The 16,253-nt window shown below is 53.2% G+C and carries 14 protein-coding genes; 7 read left to right on the forward strand and 7 right to left on the reverse strand.

What is annotated here, in order from left to right:
* The first annotated feature begins 316 nt into the window (after positions 1-316).
* Entirely contained in the window at positions 317-1,231 is a 915-nt protein-coding gene (locus ABE456_RS02730) for a hypothetical protein (protein WP_346642610.1), read from the forward strand.
* A 27-nt stretch (positions 1,232-1,258) separates the two neighbouring features.
* Here the strand turns inward: ABE456_RS02730 and ABE456_RS02735 are convergent, their stop codons facing one another.
* On the reverse strand, positions 1,259-2,803 hold the full coding sequence (locus tag ABE456_RS02735; RefSeq protein ID WP_346642611.1) for a TnsD family Tn7-like transposition protein: 1,545 nt from the start codon (positions 2,801-2,803) through the stop codon (positions 1,259-1,261).
* Between the two features lie 718 nt (positions 2,804-3,521).
* Between ABE456_RS02735 and ABE456_RS02740 the strand changes: the two genes are divergently transcribed.
* The 5 genes from ABE456_RS02740 to ABE456_RS02760 all read left to right on the forward strand — a co-directional run bounded on the left by ABE456_RS02740 (position 3,522) and on the right by ABE456_RS02760 (position 10,050).
* Positions 3,522-4,484, forward strand: coding sequence for a hypothetical protein (locus ABE456_RS02740; protein ID WP_346642612.1), 963 nt, complete (start codon positions 3,522-3,524; stop codon positions 4,482-4,484).
* The gene (locus ABE456_RS02745) at positions 4,481-6,490 is read left to right on the forward strand and encodes a transposase (RefSeq protein WP_283723455.1); all 2,010 of its coding nucleotides are present in this window, start codon (positions 4,481-4,483) and stop codon (positions 6,488-6,490) included. The genes ABE456_RS02740 and ABE456_RS02745 overlap by 4 nt, the downstream gene beginning before the upstream one ends.
* On the forward strand, positions 6,487-7,818 hold the full coding sequence (locus tag ABE456_RS02750; protein WP_346642613.1) for an AAA family ATPase: 1,332 nt from the start codon (positions 6,487-6,489) through the stop codon (positions 7,816-7,818). Before ABE456_RS02745 ends, ABE456_RS02750 begins: the two co-directional genes overlap by 4 nt.
* Positions 7,819-8,081: 263 nt before the next feature.
* A complete protein-coding gene (locus ABE456_RS02755; protein ID WP_143494394.1) occupies positions 8,082-9,380 on the forward strand; it encodes a HEPN/Toprim-associated domain-containing protein in 1,299 nt (432 codons plus the stop codon).
* A gap of 193 nt (positions 9,381-9,573) precedes the next feature.
* Positions 9,574-10,050 carry a DUF488 domain-containing protein gene (locus tag ABE456_RS02760; protein ID WP_060519784.1) on the forward strand — a complete coding sequence of 159 codons (477 nt, stop codon included), beginning with the start codon at positions 9,574-9,576 and terminating at the stop codon, positions 10,048-10,050.
* Here the strand turns inward: ABE456_RS02760 and ABE456_RS02765 are convergent.
* Positions 10,007-10,747: a hypothetical protein gene (locus tag ABE456_RS02765; RefSeq protein ID WP_221933499.1), complete on the reverse strand. Its 741-nt coding sequence runs from the start codon at positions 10,745-10,747 to the stop codon at positions 10,007-10,009. The two genes, ABE456_RS02760 and ABE456_RS02765, sit on opposite strands and share 44 nt — an antisense overlap.
* 503 nt (positions 10,748-11,250) lie before the next feature.
* Here ABE456_RS02765 and ABE456_RS02770 point away from each other — a divergent pair.
* Positions 11,251-11,439, forward strand: a complete 189-nt coding sequence (locus ABE456_RS02770) for an AbrB/MazE/SpoVT family DNA-binding domain-containing protein (protein WP_060519780.1) — start codon at positions 11,251-11,253, stop codon at positions 11,437-11,439.
* A 105-nt stretch (positions 11,440-11,544) separates the two neighbouring features.
* On the opposite strand, the gene ABE456_RS02775 is transcribed toward ABE456_RS02770, so the two are convergent.
* Genes ABE456_RS02775 through ABE456_RS02795 form a run of 5 tightly spaced genes read right to left on the reverse strand, consistent with a single transcriptional unit; the run spans position 11,545 to position 16,139 of the window.
* Positions 11,545-12,000 carry a DUF411 domain-containing protein gene (locus ABE456_RS02775; RefSeq protein ID WP_044047194.1) on the reverse strand — a complete coding sequence of 152 codons (456 nt, stop codon included), beginning with the start codon at positions 11,998-12,000 and terminating at the stop codon, positions 11,545-11,547.
* Complete coding sequence (locus ABE456_RS02780) at positions 11,990-12,772, reverse strand: cytochrome c (RefSeq protein WP_013974894.1); 783 nt, start codon at positions 12,770-12,772, stop codon at positions 11,990-11,992. Before ABE456_RS02780 ends, ABE456_RS02775 begins: the two co-directional genes overlap by 11 nt.
* A 10-nt stretch (positions 12,773-12,782) precedes the next feature.
* On the reverse strand, positions 12,783-13,898 hold the full coding sequence (locus ABE456_RS02785) for a copper resistance protein B (RefSeq protein ID WP_044047193.1): 1,116 nt from the start codon (positions 13,896-13,898) through the stop codon (positions 12,783-12,785).
* Positions 13,888-14,211: a hypothetical protein gene (locus tag ABE456_RS02790; protein WP_346642614.1), complete on the reverse strand. Its 324-nt coding sequence runs from the start codon at positions 14,209-14,211 to the stop codon at positions 13,888-13,890. The genes ABE456_RS02785 and ABE456_RS02790 overlap by 11 nt, the downstream gene beginning before the upstream one ends.
* Positions 14,212-14,225: 14 nt before the next feature.
* Positions 14,226-16,139: a copper resistance system multicopper oxidase gene (locus ABE456_RS02795; protein WP_346642615.1), complete on the reverse strand. Its 1,914-nt coding sequence runs from the start codon at positions 16,137-16,139 to the stop codon at positions 14,226-14,228.
* Between the last annotated feature and the right edge of the window lie 114 nt (positions 16,140-16,253).

Consider the following 16,253-nt stretch of genomic DNA (forward strand, 5'->3'; position numbering starts at 1 on the left):
GTGTGTCACCCTGTATAGGCTTGTAGTCGAGGACTGCAACTGCGCATCCGTTGGGACTGGGTACCAGCAAGGCCCCCCCGCAATTTCGGCAGCAGAGAATGCTGGTTTCTCTGAAGTAGTGACGACGGGCATAGCCGGTCGGATTCTGAACCCAAGGTCGCAAGGCTGGGAGTTAAAGGATCGCTGCGACTACTCCTCGAACCTTCCGAGAAGGCACCTTTGGGTGCCTTTTTTACACCTGATTTCTGGCAATGTTTGCTCAACCGCAACCTTTGAACGATGACGCGGGATCAGTCGCTGAGGGGCCAACCCATCCATGCTGTTGCGTATCCAACCTGATGAATCTTTGCGCTCATATGTTGACCGCAATTTGCTCGTGAATTTTATGGACTGGAGGGTAGATAAGTTACGCTGGCTTTCTGAAGGGGAGATTACTCACCAAGCAGTTAAGGTGATCGCCTCAATGATGGGTTGGCAAGGATGCTATGGCTTCAACCGCTTGCTGCACGAACACACTCAATTGCCCCTTCAGTTTGTTATCAGAGATACCCGAGATGCCAGTTATTCTCGAACGGCGTATCTCAAACCCCGAATGGCGATTACTAATTCCGACTTGCACGCCTACTGCCCGGAATGCGTCAGGCAGGACGTGCAGGATTTGGGCTTTTCCTACTGGCGACGAAATTTCCCTGATCATGTGAGCGTGTGTGCCACACACAATGTGGTGCTGCTGTCCACTTGCCCATATTGCGATCAACCTTTCTCATCAAAAGGCCACAATCTCGATGTGATGTGGAGAAAGTGTTCTGGGCGACACCTCGGTAACGCAGAGAGCGTAATGAACTTAGATGAAGATGCTCTCAAACATGCTCGCTTCGTAGAAGCGCTATGCGCTTATGAATTCTCCATTTCAATCCATTCTGCAGTGGCCATTCTCTCCGATAAGTTGCGCAGCCTCAAGAAACTGACGAAGCGGATGAAATCTGAGCGGACAGCCATGATTGAGTATCTCGATCGGATTTCAAATAATTTGGAGGAAAAAAGATTCGAGAGTCCTGTTGTAAAGTCGGAATTTTTCCCCGAAGAAATTTTGAAAATCGTGGTTTATGCCTATGAGACTTTCGATGAATTTGTTGTTGATTTGTACGAGTATGATAAAGATTTGATTCCTATTGAGTCTCTATGGCGTAATTATGGTAATGGTAGGTATGCGACCACTTGTCGGGAATAGCTGACTGAGCGTTGCTGCACTTGCATGTTAAGTCTTGGTCGATTGGGTAACAATTTCTAGTAGGTTTCGTGCTTCTGGGTAGCGATTCCTTTTTTCTAGGCACCGATGCAGTGTGGGCACCAACGCGAAAATATGACTAGCTCGAACAGGGAAATTCGTGGCCGAGTATTTCAGTCTTTGAATGCTCAATTCAATTGATTCGCATAGTTGCCTGTCGCGAGCACTCCAATCGATTTTTTGATTGTTGCCTACGCGACCACTTGGCATCCGCTTAGTTTGAGCCATCAACCAGTCATTATCGTTCCGGTATAGCCATTGATAGACCTTGGGGAGCATTGATCTCAGGCTTTTCGGACTGGCGTCTGGATTCATGCCGATGGCGCTAACCCACTCCGCACGGTGATTGTGTAGCAGTAGCTCCCTGCGCTGAGTTGTCCAAGCAGCCATCAGTAGAGGATCAGCACTTAGGATCCTGTTTATTGTAGAAACCGAAACGTCATATCGTTCCGCTATGGAATGTTTCTCCACTCCTTTGCCCAAGCAACCCAAGATTTGTTCCCGAAGCTCGGGTTTCAGCTTTTTAGGCTTCAGTTTTTTGAAGACTCTACCCCTGATTTCCTGACCTTTAAATCGGTGTGCTGCTTTTTCGCCTACTGCTCGTCTTCCGTGGTCTGGAGACTGTACTGGGGTTTCCTGATCCCCTGGAGACTGAAATCTTTTTAACGCACATAAAAACGGCGCAAACTCGCCGAATATACAGGTGATCAAAATCAGATGTTTGAGCGGATGGGAGTAAACGCGCGGTGTACGGGTCAGACTCTGTATAAAAGTTTCAGCTCTCTTTGGAGTGGTCGGAAGCGAGGCCAGTGGAAGATACGGTTGCAGTTGTGAAGCGAACGACGCTAGGTCTGCTTGGGCATCAAAGCATGCTTCTGTATTGACTGAGAGGCGACGAATAGCTTCGTTATAAGCAGCCGTGACATTTTCTGGACGAAATTGCTCAGAAATTCCTAGCTTGGCTAACTCAATCACTGAGTGTCCTAAACGCTTGAGGGTTTGTACCACTGTCGGGCATACGGGCTGCTCGGCAACGCTCTCTATTAGGTCCTCGTCAGGTAATACCCAGTGCGCAGATTCCGACCACTGCCGGTTGGCCGAGCAAATCCCGATCAGAGTTCCGTGCTTATGGCATAGCGTGACGCCTGGATACTGATGGGACAGATGCCAGTAGGCCACACCATGCTGGATACGGTCTTCCCTTAAGCATTCGAGACATGCTTTCAATGGGTGCTCTGCGCCAAAGCGACCGGTCACCAGACCCATGCGAAATTTTAAGGTGCCTAAAGAATTGTTTGAAACTGTATCAAAGACGTCTTCGATTCTTTCCTTAGATTGAAAAGGAAAAAACAACGGCAATATCGTATGTTCTGTAATGATGTTGAATGGGCTTCCCCATACTTCTTTGGCTTTTTGGGGCAAAGAGTTTAGTCTGCTAGGGAAGTCATGCTGCACACTACTTGATCCCTCACCAAATAGCCATGCAGTGGTGCTAGCCTTAGTAACGTGGCACATAAAACGTGCTGACGACAACAAATGCTGAAAAAGGTCTCATCCGGTAGCCATCGAACGACAGGGACAGATGCATTTGCAGAATCAGCCATCTCCCTCACCAAACGCTTGTCGTTTTCAACATTTTATTTGATTGGGGCTAAACCCTTAAATTATCAGTTGAGATAAGGGAGTGAAGATATATATCCGATGGGTGTGAGGCGCACGGTTGATCTAGATAATGATCCAAACTGGACAATTTTGAATCCAGTCGCGACCCAGAGAGGGATGACTTTTCAGTTGTCACCCTGTTAACCACGGCGGTAACATACCCTGCTAAGCGAAGCGCTTTAAAATGTGCACACAGATACGTGTACACCCAGCGAATCCATTGCAGATAGCTTCTAACTATGTCCTAGATTCTTAACACGTATGAATAATAAGGAAGTATTGAATGAAATCTGACTAGTTAATTAACGCTAGAATTCAGATAGACAAAGGCCCAAGTGCGACCTTGGGCCTCTGTGGATAAGTCAGAATTTAGCGACCTGACCTTTCCATTGTCTATTCCGAACATGCGGGACGTCAAGTCCTGCAGGACTTCGTTCATCCACAAGAAGGTGAGCGTTATCCACAACCCGCACTCTTGGGCACGCCCGGGAGGCAAGGGCTATAGGAGCATCCAGCAAATTATCCCCAGGCTGGATGACGATCCTAGGTCCGTAGACATTGGACTGTATTGATGACTTTGCAGGAGAGATTTGCCCTCATCAGGAGCCGACAAGCTCACTTCGCGTGGGGCGATATCTACACGCCTTCGATTTTAGCGGTTCCACGAGAAGCCCCTAAGGGCTCTCGTATCAGCAGAATGAATAGCCGGAAGCTCGGCCGTGCGATTCACTCACTGTCCACCCCAGAAGCGGTGTTCGCACAGCTCGCGCTCTTCCATCCTCAGCTGCTCGATATTCACGAGCAGAAGATGCTGTGGCCATATCACGCCCCGCATCCATTGCACGGGCATCCACTCACCAAAGGACATTTTTCTCATCCTGTCACTGGGACGATGGAAATTGCCAAGCAAATTGGCTTCAAGCATCACCAGGTGGTGATTACCACTAAAGCTGGTAGCCGACAGAGAATGCCCTTTCCCTATCAGGGGGACCTTTTACTGTATTTGATGGATTCAGATGGGAAACCCTACGCGGTCAATTGGACAGTGAAGGATCAAGCTCACGCCTTCAGCGAGAGGCGCTACTCAGCAGCCAAGACCCCTAATCAGCAAAAAAAGGACCGTGATCATGCTGAGCTACGCACAGCCCTAGAGCAACTGCATTACGCAAGCGGCGGTATCAGGACCGTGCAAATGTCTTTGGATCGTCTGGACCCGATCGTCATGGGCAATCTCGATCTGCTATTTCCGATGCATGGCTTGCCGCTGACCCACGAACCTGAGCTGCTCAGGGAGTTTAGCGCTGAGATTGAGGGCGCTGTGCATGCTGGGGCCTTGATCCACCCCATCATTTACCGGTATGCAGCCCGATGGGGTAAGCGTGACCAGTTTATTGCGAGGGTCTACCAAGACATCTGGGACCGAAAGCTGCCAGTAAATTTCTTCAAGCCGATTCTGATCGACCATCCTCTCGATACCGACGGTGGTGATCTGCTGGCAGCCTACGGCGAATTTTTCTTGGAGATTGAGCCGTGATCACGGGCGCTAGGTTATTTGCGCCTGAAGGTTATCGGAGCCTTGTCAAAGGCCACTATTACCATTTCCTGAACAGTGATGCGGTCCACAACCGTGTGCGCTTGGTGGAGTTCAGTGATCTAGGGAAAGACGTGCGCACCACCTTGATCACCCTCACAAGGTTCGAGTTCGAAGAAGCGCTCGAAGCGGGTGCGCTGCTGGCGTCAGGGGAGACGGACAAATTCCCGCCATGGCTGGAACCGATTAAGGGGATCGCAATTTCAGATCGTGAAACGAAGCGGGTTTCTGCTAAGGAAACCTACGACCAAAAGGTCAACCGCCGTTTTCTGGCTATCTCAGGCCTGTTGGTTCGTCTCCAGGAGGTTCTAGCCAGTGACGATCCGGACGCTGTAATTAACGCTCACGCCAAAAGCCAGTCGCCTCAGCAAAATACAGCTCGCTTAAGGTTGTGGTTCTACACCTACATTACTTTTGGACAAAACAAGTGGGCTCTCATGCCTCCCCTGCACCGCATTGGTAAGTGGGACAGGGAGGGGCCCGGGAAAGTACGTAGGTTGGGAAGGCCATCACCCAATGGCAAAGAGTGGGGTTACCGAGCCGATAGCGCCATGAGGGAAAGAATACTTGCTGCGTATCTTAGATTCCGTTCCGCGGACAAAACCCATAACCAAGTTTACCGAAAAATTCTTACTGAGGAATTTGGTTGCGTTTCCGTTGAACGAAATGGAGCAGCATTTTTCATCAATCGTAAAGGGCACCCATTTCCAACTTTTGATCAGGTGCGATACTGCATCGAACAACAAGTCAGCGCTAAAGAAAAGTCTATTGGCGTAAGGGGTAAGCAAAAGACCCGCGACCAGAGCGGAAGCTTGGGAAGTTTCTCAGAAAGGTTGACGAATCTAAATCAACAGGTCGAATTTGATGGTTACTACGTAGTTGAAAAACTTTCCGGCCTGACAGAAGGCAGCCCCGTTGACGGATTTTGCGTCGTTCGTGCCGTGTGTGGCTTGTCAGGAATGGTAGTTGGCATTGGATTTGCCGAGAGTAAGGAAACCAAAGAAGCTTATCAGATGTGTCTGTTTTCCATGGCTGTAGACAAAGTATGGTTTTGTGGGCTTTTCGGAGTAACCATCAAACCGGAGTGGTGGCCCTGCGAAGGTTTGGCAGGTGGGCTCGTATTTGATCGAGGGCCTGCAGCGGCCCTAGACACTGAGCCTGAGATCCATTGGCTAGGCACCCTTGAGAATACGCCGGTTTTCTCTGGCCAATCTAAAGCTACGGTTGAGTCATCGCACCCGCGAGCAAAATCTGACCTCGATCAGCCCACCTATGTCCATAGCACCCTGAATTTTGTCCAGATGGCCCGCAGGGAGATTCACCAAGTCCTGAAAGACAATCGGTCGTCTGATGCAAGTGGACGCATGGAAGCGGAAATGTACTGGTGCGGAATAAAGCCCACCCCGCTGGGTATCTGGAATTACTGGGACAGCCGCTTCCGTAATTCTGCAATCGGGATGCAGCAAGAGGTCGCCATAAAGAGCTTCCTGTCTGTGCACCCGGCCGTTGTACGGCAAGACGCAGTCTATTTGTACGGGCGCAAGTATAGGTCTGTTGATTTGATTAACACCGGGATTTTCGATCGAATTGCTCGCAGCGGTGTCATTGAAGTTCACGTATACGTACTGACTATGTGCGTTCGGCATATATGGATTGAGGTAGGGGGCACTCTGTTCGAGCTGGACTTTGTAACGACGCAAAGGACCGTTGACGGTGATCGGGACATATCTTTACGTGATCTGCAGTCACTAGATGCCTTAAGGCGAAAATCTCAAACTGCGCTTCGCAATGAGATACCGGCAATTCATCAATTTCACGATGATAGATTCAAAGAAGATACCGGCGAGGAGTGTAAAGGTGGCGTGAGACGAATTGGTCGGCCACCTAAATCGGCATCGGCGCAGCGAGATGCAGATGACTATGATCGATTCCGAGGCAAAGCCAAATGAATGAGGCCATAGCTATCTGGTTCGACGGCTGTCAAACGGCTGATCAGATCCGCCAGATCATCACGCGTCGCCCTGAGCCATTGGAAAGTTTGTACGAAATCGAATCACGGTTGGCGGCAGAGGTGCTGTCTCAAGCATTGCGTGAGTCTTTTATTCCCAGCGCATTTACGATTGAGTTCATCCAAGAGATGGTGGGGCGCGCAGCGCTGCATGCGCGATCATTGTTCTCTGATGAGAGCGAGTACGCTCGCCGGCTCTACGAAGCACCTGCAGTCGATGCTGTGCCAGTATGTTTTACAGGGCTTGCAGGGGTTGGGAAGAGCCAGACGATTGCTGCGCTGCGCAAGGTTTTGCCGGGCCCCGTGGATCTGTCCTGCGATCACTTCCAGGGTGATCTGCCGTTGCGGTCGCATTGGTACGCAAGCGCCCGAGGTACCACCAATGCTAAGGCCCTTCTTCGGGAGTTCATTGAGGTGCCTCTGTCGCGACTGACCGTTGCTGAGCTGCTGATTGAATGCCGACGTAGGGCGAACCGTGATGGGGTGTCGTTAGTCATCCTGGATGAGATGCAATACATCCAAAAGGGGCTCGGTGCAGCAAAGGTCACAGATATCCTTTTGAACATGGCTGGTATCGGACCACCAATGGTCTATGTGTGCAATTACAGCTTGGGACATAAGCTGTTTGAGAGGAACAGTGAGGATCAACAGCGCTTGCTGACCGATCCTAGAATCATGCTACCCGATGAGCCTGGCAGTGCCGACTGGAACGCTTTCATCGATGAATGTGTACGTGTGGGCAACGGCGCGATTTGCGGTAATCAGGGTGATTTAGCCCGGGAAGTTTACCGTTGCACCTTCGGTATCAAGCGCCTAGCGGTGGAATTGTTGAAGCAGGCGTACATTGAGTGCCGCAGTGCAGGCCGTCATGCAGCATCACTTCAAGACATCGGCCAGGCTTACCGCTCAGCGGCGTACACGTCCAGTGCCAAACAAGTCGAACACCTTCAAAAATTGGCACTAGGTGGCCGGGTGTCCAAACAGCATCCAGACCTGCGATGTCCGTTTGATCTGCCCGCTTCGTTCACGTCCAATGTAGTCAAGTTTGCGCGAGCTGAACGGCAGGAGCGAGTCGCCCAGAAGGTTTTCGACTCATCGCTCACTGCATCGGAACGATCTGTGAAAAAGCAACTGGATGCCTCAGCGAATGCTCTGCAGAAGCCGAATGCCCGTCCGCGGCGGCCTCCGGTTGAGGAGCTCTCCGATGAAGATCAGGCCAAAGCTTTCTATGCTTGGATGGAGGACGATAAGGACCCCAAACCCAGGTGATGGTATGGCGAAGAATTCCGTTCCCTGGCCCAATGATTGCTGGCCTGTAAACCTATTTTTTTCACTGTTAACTGTGGTGGTTTACAGTGAAAAAAACAGGTTTACACGCGTGAGTTAGCGAGGGGCAGGTACAGCTGGATAACGCACCTGAGCTCGGATGCATCTCCGACGCCGCTGAAATGTGCTATCACGTGCCAGCACAACTAGTCCAGATTCGCGTCATGCACTGGCGGTAGAGAGTTAACTCCAGGTACAAAGATCCTATGAGCACACCAATCACGCTGTCAGTAGGCGACCTCGATCTCACATACAATACGGGCTACATGGGCATGGATCACGGGATGCTTTATCAAGAGTGTGACCGTCGGCACCGTCGGCATGAGAGCATCGACTACGACTACGCTCATAGCCCTGAAAGTCTGGAGCAAATGGAGCTGTGTTTTTGCCGGACACTTGGTTCGATGGTGCCACGGTTGGAGCTGCTCGGATACACATTGGCGGCGGTGAGGTCGGAATACGAAAATCAGGTCGTGCTCGACAGAGACCAGTTCGAGGAATACCTGCCAGGTGAGCGTCGATCCGACCGTTTGACTTTCGATCAATTTATCGACTTCATCAAAGCGTATGCATTGCGAGATCTAAAAAGCGACTATGTGGCCAGCTACGATTCCGATCATGCACAGGGCCGGGGCCGCTTTGCCGCTGATCCAGCGGCATCTCTACTCCCGACGGGAGTGTTTGATCGAGACATCGGAGGCTACTCCGAGCGCAGCCATTTCGGCTCAATGTTAGGATTTCTGAGCCCATATGCAACTCTGCGAATCCTTGCCGAAAACCCCGCTAATCTAGGTGAAGATGTCGTCTGGGATTACGGCAATTTTGTGGATGCAGGATGGGCTAAAAATGAGGATTTCATTGGGAACGCACGTCGGACCCAGACCTATTTGATAGCGACTGAAGGCACTTCTGATACCCACATTCTGAAGCGGGGTCTGGCGCTGCTCCGCCCGGACATCGAGGATTTTTTTCGATTCATTGACATCGAGGAGCGTCACCCATTTTCCGGTACAGGTAATCTGTCCAAGTTCGCCGAGGGACTGGTCAAAATTGATGTTCACAATCGCGTGGTCTTCCTGTTCGATAACGACGCCGAAGGAGTGGATACCTATAAAAATCTACTCAAACGCTTTCAATTCCCAGTGAACATGAAAGCTATGGTTCTTCCTGACTTGGACGAGCTGCGCGAGTTTCCGGCGAAAGGCCCGTGTGGTGTTGCCAACGCTGACATCAACGGCTGCGCGGCCGCTATCGAGTGCTATCTCGATCTCAATCTTAAGGGGCGACCCCCAGCGCAGGTGACCTGGACGAATTACAAGGAGTCGTTAGGTATTTATCAGGGCGCCCTCGATTTCAAAGATAGCTACGCAAAGGCGTTTTATGAAACCACTCAGGAGGATGTTGAATCAGGTGTGTATGACGCGAGTAAGCTCCGATCCGTGATAGCGGCGCTTCTTGAGGAATGCACTGGTTTGGCTGCTGCGATGCTCTATTCGAAGTCCTAAACCTCAATAGCCTCTCGGCGAAGGCGCTTCCACCTAACGCGGACCGAGATGATTTCTGGCCCCTACCATCCGCTCGTCGCTACCTCTTGGAGATGGCCATCCATCCAATGCCCATGGGGTACAGCATGGCTAGCATGGTATAGTCTCTCATTTATTTGCAGAACAGCCGCAGGAAGCCGCTGGGAGATTTCACATGGCGATCTACACCGCAGGCTATGAAGGGCTGTCTATCGACGCCTTCATCGCTCGTCTTAAGCAAGCTCAGATCGACAAGGTTCTGGACGTTCGCGAGTACCCTCTGTCCAGAAAGCCTGGTTTCTCCAAGAAGGCTTTCGCCCAGTGCTTGGCGGATGCAGGAATTGCCTACGAGCATTCCCCTCCCTTGGGTTGCCCAAAACCGATTCGAAACCGCTATAAGGTCGATGGCGATTGGGGGGTCTATGCGCGCGACTTCAGGGCTTACATCCGTACCCGGATGGACCTTCTGGAGAACCTGACAGCTGATGCCTCAAGCCAGCGCATTTGTATGGTTTGCTACGAAGCTGACGCGAATTTTTGTCACCGCAGCCTTATCGCCGAGGCTGCGAGTGAATTGGATTCATCCCTGGATACGCGGCATCTGCCTCTCAAAATAGAGAAATTTGCTGATTTGCTTCGGGCGGTTGCTTAGGTGGATAGATGAGACTGATGATAAGCCACTGTTGCGGAAATCGATGAATCGTTCCCATTAGAAGCATAAGATCTTTTCCTGGTAACTCGACCTCCAGCTTCTGCCGAAACGGCGCTTCCCAGCCGTTAGGCCCATGAGCTCGGCGCATGTTTCTGTACAGCTGGCTTGCCTCCCAATCTACGATCTTGTGCTTATAAATCTTTACCTCACCATCAAGTACTGACTCATAGCTGTAGTAGAAATCGAAGGGCACCTTCTCTAGACGCTTGATGCTGGCTTTGACATCGTCCTGATCGAATAAACCGGGCTGGCGCTGCAGTCTCTCCAGTTTTTCAAGCTCCTCATCAGTCCAGCTTTCTGACGCGGCTTTACGGATCTCTAATCCAATAATTCGCTTAGGCTTGATCAAGCCGAGCGTGACATTGGAATTCTGTCGAGCCTGCTCCAGAGCCTCAAAACTGTCGTAGATGGGCAGCTTGCTAAGCATTTCCCTCCTTTGAATCCACGCTTTCGAGGTTGGAATAATGTCTTGGGGCTGAATCGTATCCACGCCAATCTTATGGCTTTCAGGTCGGTGATCGTTGGAGCTTTTTTCGATGGAGGCTTCGATCCACTGCCACTTTGAAAATCGTTGATCATCAGTGACCAGGCGGAACGGTACAGGGTAAAGACGGATCAGATTGCCTGCCTCGTCCATCCCCGCAACGCACGAAGTCTCTGTATAGGCAGCGCTGGGTGACGGGTATGTTTTGCATAGGATTAGTATGCGAGCTTTCCTTCTCATACAGGCACGTCCTTATTGTACTGCTGATACTGTAGCGACCAGAGCGTAAACTGGCCATATGATATCGCCCTGTCCCGACAAACCTCATCCATGAGCGGCTGCCACTGAGGGTCATCACCAAGAGCGAGCAATTCAGGCATAGCTGCTGCTAGGGATTGCCTAACCGGGCTGGACCGCAGAAAGATTGAACGCAGCTTCGGCACGAACTTGCCGTCCGATTGAAGCGGACGAGCTACGCACCGTTTGGGGTTGCGGCCCCTTTCGATGTTCGTCGATGGGATCTAGCTCAGTCGCAAGGGGCTTCCGGCGTACTGAACATTCCAACAAAATGGCATTTGCAAAGATGCTTGAGCAAATCACCGCTTGCATGGCTGCTGGAGTATGATGGGGACTGGTAGCTCTGGCAGGAGAGCCCAATGACTGAATCAGCGCGCACCACGGTCAAGTGCCTTGATCCCGGCGACGGCTCCGGCGATGTGATTGTGGAACTACCCGACGACATTCTGCGCGAGCTCGGGGTCACGACGGGCGACAGACTCTCCATCGAGCTTATCAACGGCGATATCGTACTCAAGCCAGTCCGCGAGCGCCGTGAATCTGATTAGCTACGCTTTGCAGGCCCTCTGTGTCGTCGTGTTGAGCTGATGAAACTTTCTAGCGGGGATTTATGGGACGGCAGTCAGCCTACTGCCGTCCTTCTGGTCGGTGCGTTATTTGGCTGGATAGTTGGCGACTACTTGGTCCTCGCCGCTTTTGGTCAAACCAATAACCTGGTAGGCATGGCTTACACCATCAACCTCCATGCCTGGGGATCCAGCTGGCATTCCTGGCACGGCGATCCCTACCAGATCGTTCCGCTCCTTGAGTTCTCGAATCTGCTCAGCTGGCACGTGACCTTCAACAAACTTTCCGTCAATCACGGCTGTGTGGCAGGAGGCTAACCGTGGCGCTACGCCCAGCTTCTGTTTCACTGCGCTCATGTCCGTCTCAACATGGTCGGTCACTTTGAAACCATTGGCTTCCAGGTGCGCGATCCACTTCTTGCAGCAACCGCAGTTCGCATCTCGGTGAACGTCGATGGACAATGACTCTGCGGCGTAGGCCGCCGAGGCCACCAGCAGCCCAGCGATTGCGGCTAGCCGAACGAGTATCCGGTTAGTTGGCATGAGTGTGCTCCTTACCGTCTTTGTGAACATGCGTCTTTGTCGACGATTTCGGGTGGGCGTCCGAATGGGCTTCGGCCGCATTGTGGTCACCGTGATGATCTGCCGCTTGGGCGGCGCCTGCGGGTGCAGCTCCATGGTCGTGAGCTGTCTGAGCATGGTCGTCATCTGCCGCTTCGTCGTGATCGCCACGCTCGGCATGACCGCTCCCGCCGTGCTGGCCCTCATGATTATGCATATCGCTTTCACCGCCGCCGTGCTGATGGCCGCCGCTCGTGGCCACCAACGCCTTGTACTGCTCAGAATTCATTTGGGGCAGTTGGTCAAGGAACGCGACTATTCCCCAGATGTACTCATCACCCATGCTCTTGCCCCAGGCGGGCATGCCGGTGGCTTTGATGCCGTGCTTGATCGTCCAGAATGCGGCAGCCGGATCGTCTCCGACACCCACCTTGGTGAGGTCAGGTGGCGACGGGTATAGCGCTTGGCTGAGTTCTGTCTTTCCAACGCCAGGGGCGAGGTGGCACCCAATGCACATGGCGTTGTAGTTGCCTGCGCCTGCCTTGATCAACGCAGCGTTCTTCAGGTCAGGCACTTCAATGTCTCGCGCTCGAACCTCAATCGACCGGTCGCGAGCCATGGCGAGAAACGAATGGACAGCCGGGAAGTGAGGATCATCGGCGCCGACATTCACCAAGCCGAAATACGCGGTGCCCAATACCGCAGCACTTCCGACAGCACCGGCCACAAGCAGCGTTGTAATTGTTCTTTTCATGTTGGAATTCTCAGAACCACATCCTGATACCGGCAACGAAGCGTGCCTCATCAACATCTCCACCCTCGTCTCGGATGAAGTCAGCGGTGTTGCCGTAGGAGCGGCTCCAGGTAACGCCTATGTACGGGGCAAACTGGCGGACGATTTCATACCGTAGACGCAGCCCGACTTCGGTATTGGCCAGACCCGATCCAACACCGCGCTCAGGATCGTTCTTGCCATAGAAGTTCGCCTCAGCCGTGGGCTGCAAAATCAAGCGATTGGTCAGCAGGATGTCGTATTCGCCTTCAAGACGCGCAGCAGTCTGGCCGTTTTCGCCGATGAACGCCGTAGCTTCGGCCTCGAAGTCATACAAGGCCATGCCCTGAATACCAAAGGCTGCCCAGGTCTGCGGTGATTCCGGTTTGAAATCCTGACGGACCCCGGCGACCACGTCCCACCAAGGACTGACCGAGCGCCCGTATAGCAGTTGCAGCTCAGCATCTTCGGTTACCCCGTTGGTGCGCTCGCCTTCCGACCGAACCCAGAGTCGATTGATGTCGCTACCTACCCAGCCAGATGCATCCCAAGCCAGGGTGCTGCCCTCATCGGCGTCCTGGTATTCGAGCTGGTCCAACAGGAAGAAGCTGTTGATTCCGCTGTCGTGCACCTGGTGGCCACCCAAAGGCGGAAAGGCTGCCTCGCGGTCGGCATCAGTGAGCACTGGAATCGGCGTGCGGCTCGTTGTGGTCGGAGAAGTCGCTGAACCAGGATTCATCTGGGAATGGTCCATGCCCTTCATCGAACCGTGATCCATGCCCTTCATGTTTCCATGGCCCATTTTGCTGTGGTCCATCTTGCTATGGTCCACCGGGCTGGATTTGCTCTGGCTTTGAGCATGCCCCATCTGGCTGTGATCAACAGGGGCAGGCTGTTTCTGCTGTTTGCTCATCCCCATCTTGCTGTGATCCATCGCCGGCATCGATTCGGACGGAGCAGCATCCATTTGCATGGAACCGTGCCCCATTTTCGAATGATCCATGCCCGAGTGATCCATTTCTTCAGCGGCGAAGCTGGGCGTTACGCCCAGCATGCCGATTGAAACAGTCAGGGCCAGCAGCGAAGGCCGCCCAAGGCTATTGACCATTTTTCCCTGCCTTAGCTTTGTCGCTGCCATGCGATTCCATCATTTTGTCGTGGTCCATGCCTTCCATCGAGCCATGGTCCATCCCCTTCATCGAGCCGTGGTCCATACCTTCCATGGACCCATGGTCCATGCCTTCATGGTTCATGCCCTGGCCCTGCTTGTCCTGCGAACCTTTGGCTTTACCGGCCTCGGTGGATTTCTGGGAATGCTGATCGTGGTTGTCGCTAGACCACGACGACGGGGCATAAACAGCCAACATGCCGACCATCGCAGCAGAGAGGAAAAAGGCGCTTCGTTTCATTGGTTTGCTCATCTCATATCTCCAGTTCATTCGTCCACCCGGACTTCTCGGAACATGCCCATTTCCATGTGGAACAGTAGGTGACAGTGATAGGCCCAACGTCCCAAGGCATCTGCGGTGACGCGATAGCTTCGTTTTGAGCCAGGTGGCATGTCGATGGTGTGCTTGCGAACCATGAAGTTGCCGTTCTCGTCCTCCAGATCACTCCACATACCGTGGAGATGGATGGGGTGAGTCATCATGGTGTCGTTGACCAAGGTGATGCGAAGACGCTCGCCATATTTCAACCGCAGCGGTTCAGCGTCGGAGAACTTGATACCGTCGAACGACCACGCGAACTTCTCCATGTGCCCGGTAAGGTGCAGTTCGATTGTGCGTCCAGGCTCTCGACCATCGGGATCGATGAAGGTGCTCCGCAAATCGGCGTAGGTCAGCACTCGGCGCCCGTTGTTGCGCAGGCCAATTCCCGGATCGTTCAGCTTCGGGGTCGGCGACATGGTCTGCATATCGACCAACGGGTTGTTTGTCTCGGAAGCCGGATGGCTCTGCATTGCACCGCTCATGCCGGCCATGCCCTCATGACTCATCCCAGCCATCTTGCTGTGATCCATGCTGGCCATGTTGCTCTGGTCCATTCCAGCCATCTTGCTGTGGTCCATGCCGGCCATGTTGCCGTGATCCATTCCAGCCATCTTGCTGTGGTCCATGCCGGCCATGCTGCCATGGTCCATCCCAGCCATCTTGCTGTGATCCATGCCGGCCATGTTCCCCTGGTCCATGCCAGCCATGCCGCCGTGATCCATTCCGCCCATGCTGCCGTGGTCCATGCCCATATCGCTCATGGCGATGATCGGGCGTGGATCTACCTCCGGTACGGGCGCTTGCAAGCCTTCACGAACTGCCAGGGTGCCTCGGGAGTACCCGGTACGGTCCATGGATTGCGCGAAGATTGTATAGGCCTGCTCGTTTTCAGGTTCGACGATGACATCGTAGGTTTCGGCAACGGCGATCCGGAACTCATCGACCGATACGGGTTTGACGTACTGGCCGTCGGCAGCCACAACCGTCATCTTGAGCCCAGGAATCCGGATATCGAAATAGGTCATGGCCGAGCCGTTGATAAAGCGCAGGCGGATCTTCTCGCCGGGCTTGAAGATACCCGTCCAGTTGCCGTTCGGAGCCTGGCCGTTCATGAGGTAGGTGTAGGTATACCCGCTCACGTCAGCGAGGTCGGTGGGGCTCATTTTCATTTCAGCCCACATCTTCCGATCCGCTACAGCGGCCGACCAGCCTTTCTCGCTCACATCGTCAACGAAGTCGCTAACTGTGCGCTTGTGGAAGTTGTAGTAGTCAGATTGCTTCTTGAGTTTGGAGAGCACCCGCGCCGGGTCTTCATCCGTCCAATCGCTGAGCATGACGACGTAATCACGGTCGTACACAAACGGCTCCGGATCCTTGGCATCGATCACCAACGCCCCATAGACCCCGGACTGCTCCTGGAAGCCTGAGTGGCTGTGATACCAGTAAGTGCCGTTCTGGTGGACCTTGAACTTGTATTCGTACATGCCATCGGGAGCGATGCCGTGGAAGCTCAAGCCCGGCACACCGTCCATGTTGGCGGGCAGGATGATGCCGTGCCAGTGAATGGAGGTGTCCTGTTTCAGCCGGTTGCGTACGCGCAGCGTCACGGTGTCGCCTTCGCGCCACCGCAGGATCGGCCCTGGCACGGAGCCGTTGATGGCCATGGCCGTACGAGCTGCACCCGTGATGTTGACGGGCAGTTCGCCGATATACAGATCGAAGTCCGTGCCGCTGAGCACGTTCGGTTGGCCAGGGCTGGTCACGGCCCAGACCGGCGCGCGCCACATGCCGAGCCCACCCAAAATTCCGGTAGCGGCCAGGCCTTTGACGAAAGATCGTCTCGTGGTTTTGCTTTGCATGCCGTTGCGTCCAGTCAGGTAGATCGCTGATATCCAGGCTGCTCGATGGCGCAGCCCTTGGGTTCATTGGAGCTCTCACCAGTCTCGTAGACTTTCGCCACTGCGCGAGGCTGA

Source organism: Pseudomonas sp. TWI929 (assembly GCF_039673335.1).
Taxonomy (GTDB): Bacteria; Pseudomonadota; Gammaproteobacteria; order Pseudomonadales; family Pseudomonadaceae; genus Aquipseudomonas.

What these genes read in the sequence shown, in the direction of transcription:
- ABE456_RS02730 (WP_346642610.1), top strand. Translation starts at nt 317, where the DNA reads ATGCTGTTGCGTATCCAACCTGATGAATCTTTGCGCTCATATGTTGAC.
- ABE456_RS02735 (WP_346642611.1), bottom strand. Translation starts at nt 2,803, where the DNA reads ATGTGCCACGTTACTAAGGCTAGCACCACTGCATGGCTATTTGGTGAG.
- ABE456_RS02740 (WP_346642612.1), top strand. Translation starts at nt 3,522, where the DNA reads ATGACTTTGCAGGAGAGATTTGCCCTCATCAGGAGCCGACAAGCTCAC.
- ABE456_RS02750 (WP_346642613.1), top strand. Translation starts at nt 6,487, where the DNA reads ATGAATGAGGCCATAGCTATCTGGTTCGACGGCTGTCAAACGGCTGAT.
- ABE456_RS02755 (WP_143494394.1), top strand. Translation starts at nt 8,082, where the DNA reads ATGAGCACACCAATCACGCTGTCAGTAGGCGACCTCGATCTCACATAC.
- ABE456_RS02760 (WP_060519784.1), top strand. Translation starts at nt 9,574, where the DNA reads ATGGCGATCTACACCGCAGGCTATGAAGGGCTGTCTATCGACGCCTTC.
- ABE456_RS02765 (WP_221933499.1), bottom strand. Translation starts at nt 10,747, where the DNA reads ATGGACGAGGCAGGCAATCTGATCCGTCTTTACCCTGTACCGTTCCGC.
- ABE456_RS02770 (WP_060519780.1), top strand. Translation starts at nt 11,251, where the DNA reads ATGACTGAATCAGCGCGCACCACGGTCAAGTGCCTTGATCCCGGCGAC.
- ABE456_RS02775 (WP_044047194.1), bottom strand. Translation starts at nt 12,000, where the DNA reads ATGCCAACTAACCGGATACTCGTTCGGCTAGCCGCAATCGCTGGGCTG.
- ABE456_RS02780 (WP_013974894.1), bottom strand. Translation starts at nt 12,772, where the DNA reads ATGAAAAGAACAATTACAACGCTGCTTGTGGCCGGTGCTGTCGGAAGT.
- ABE456_RS02785 (WP_044047193.1), bottom strand. Translation starts at nt 13,898, where the DNA reads ATGGTCAATAGCCTTGGGCGGCCTTCGCTGCTGGCCCTGACTGTTTCA.
- ABE456_RS02790 (WP_346642614.1), bottom strand. Translation starts at nt 14,211, where the DNA reads ATGAGCAAACCAATGAAACGAAGCGCCTTTTTCCTCTCTGCTGCGATG.
- ABE456_RS02795 (WP_346642615.1), bottom strand. Translation starts at nt 16,139, where the DNA reads ATGCAAAGCAAAACCACGAGACGATCTTTCGTCAAAGGCCTGGCCGCT.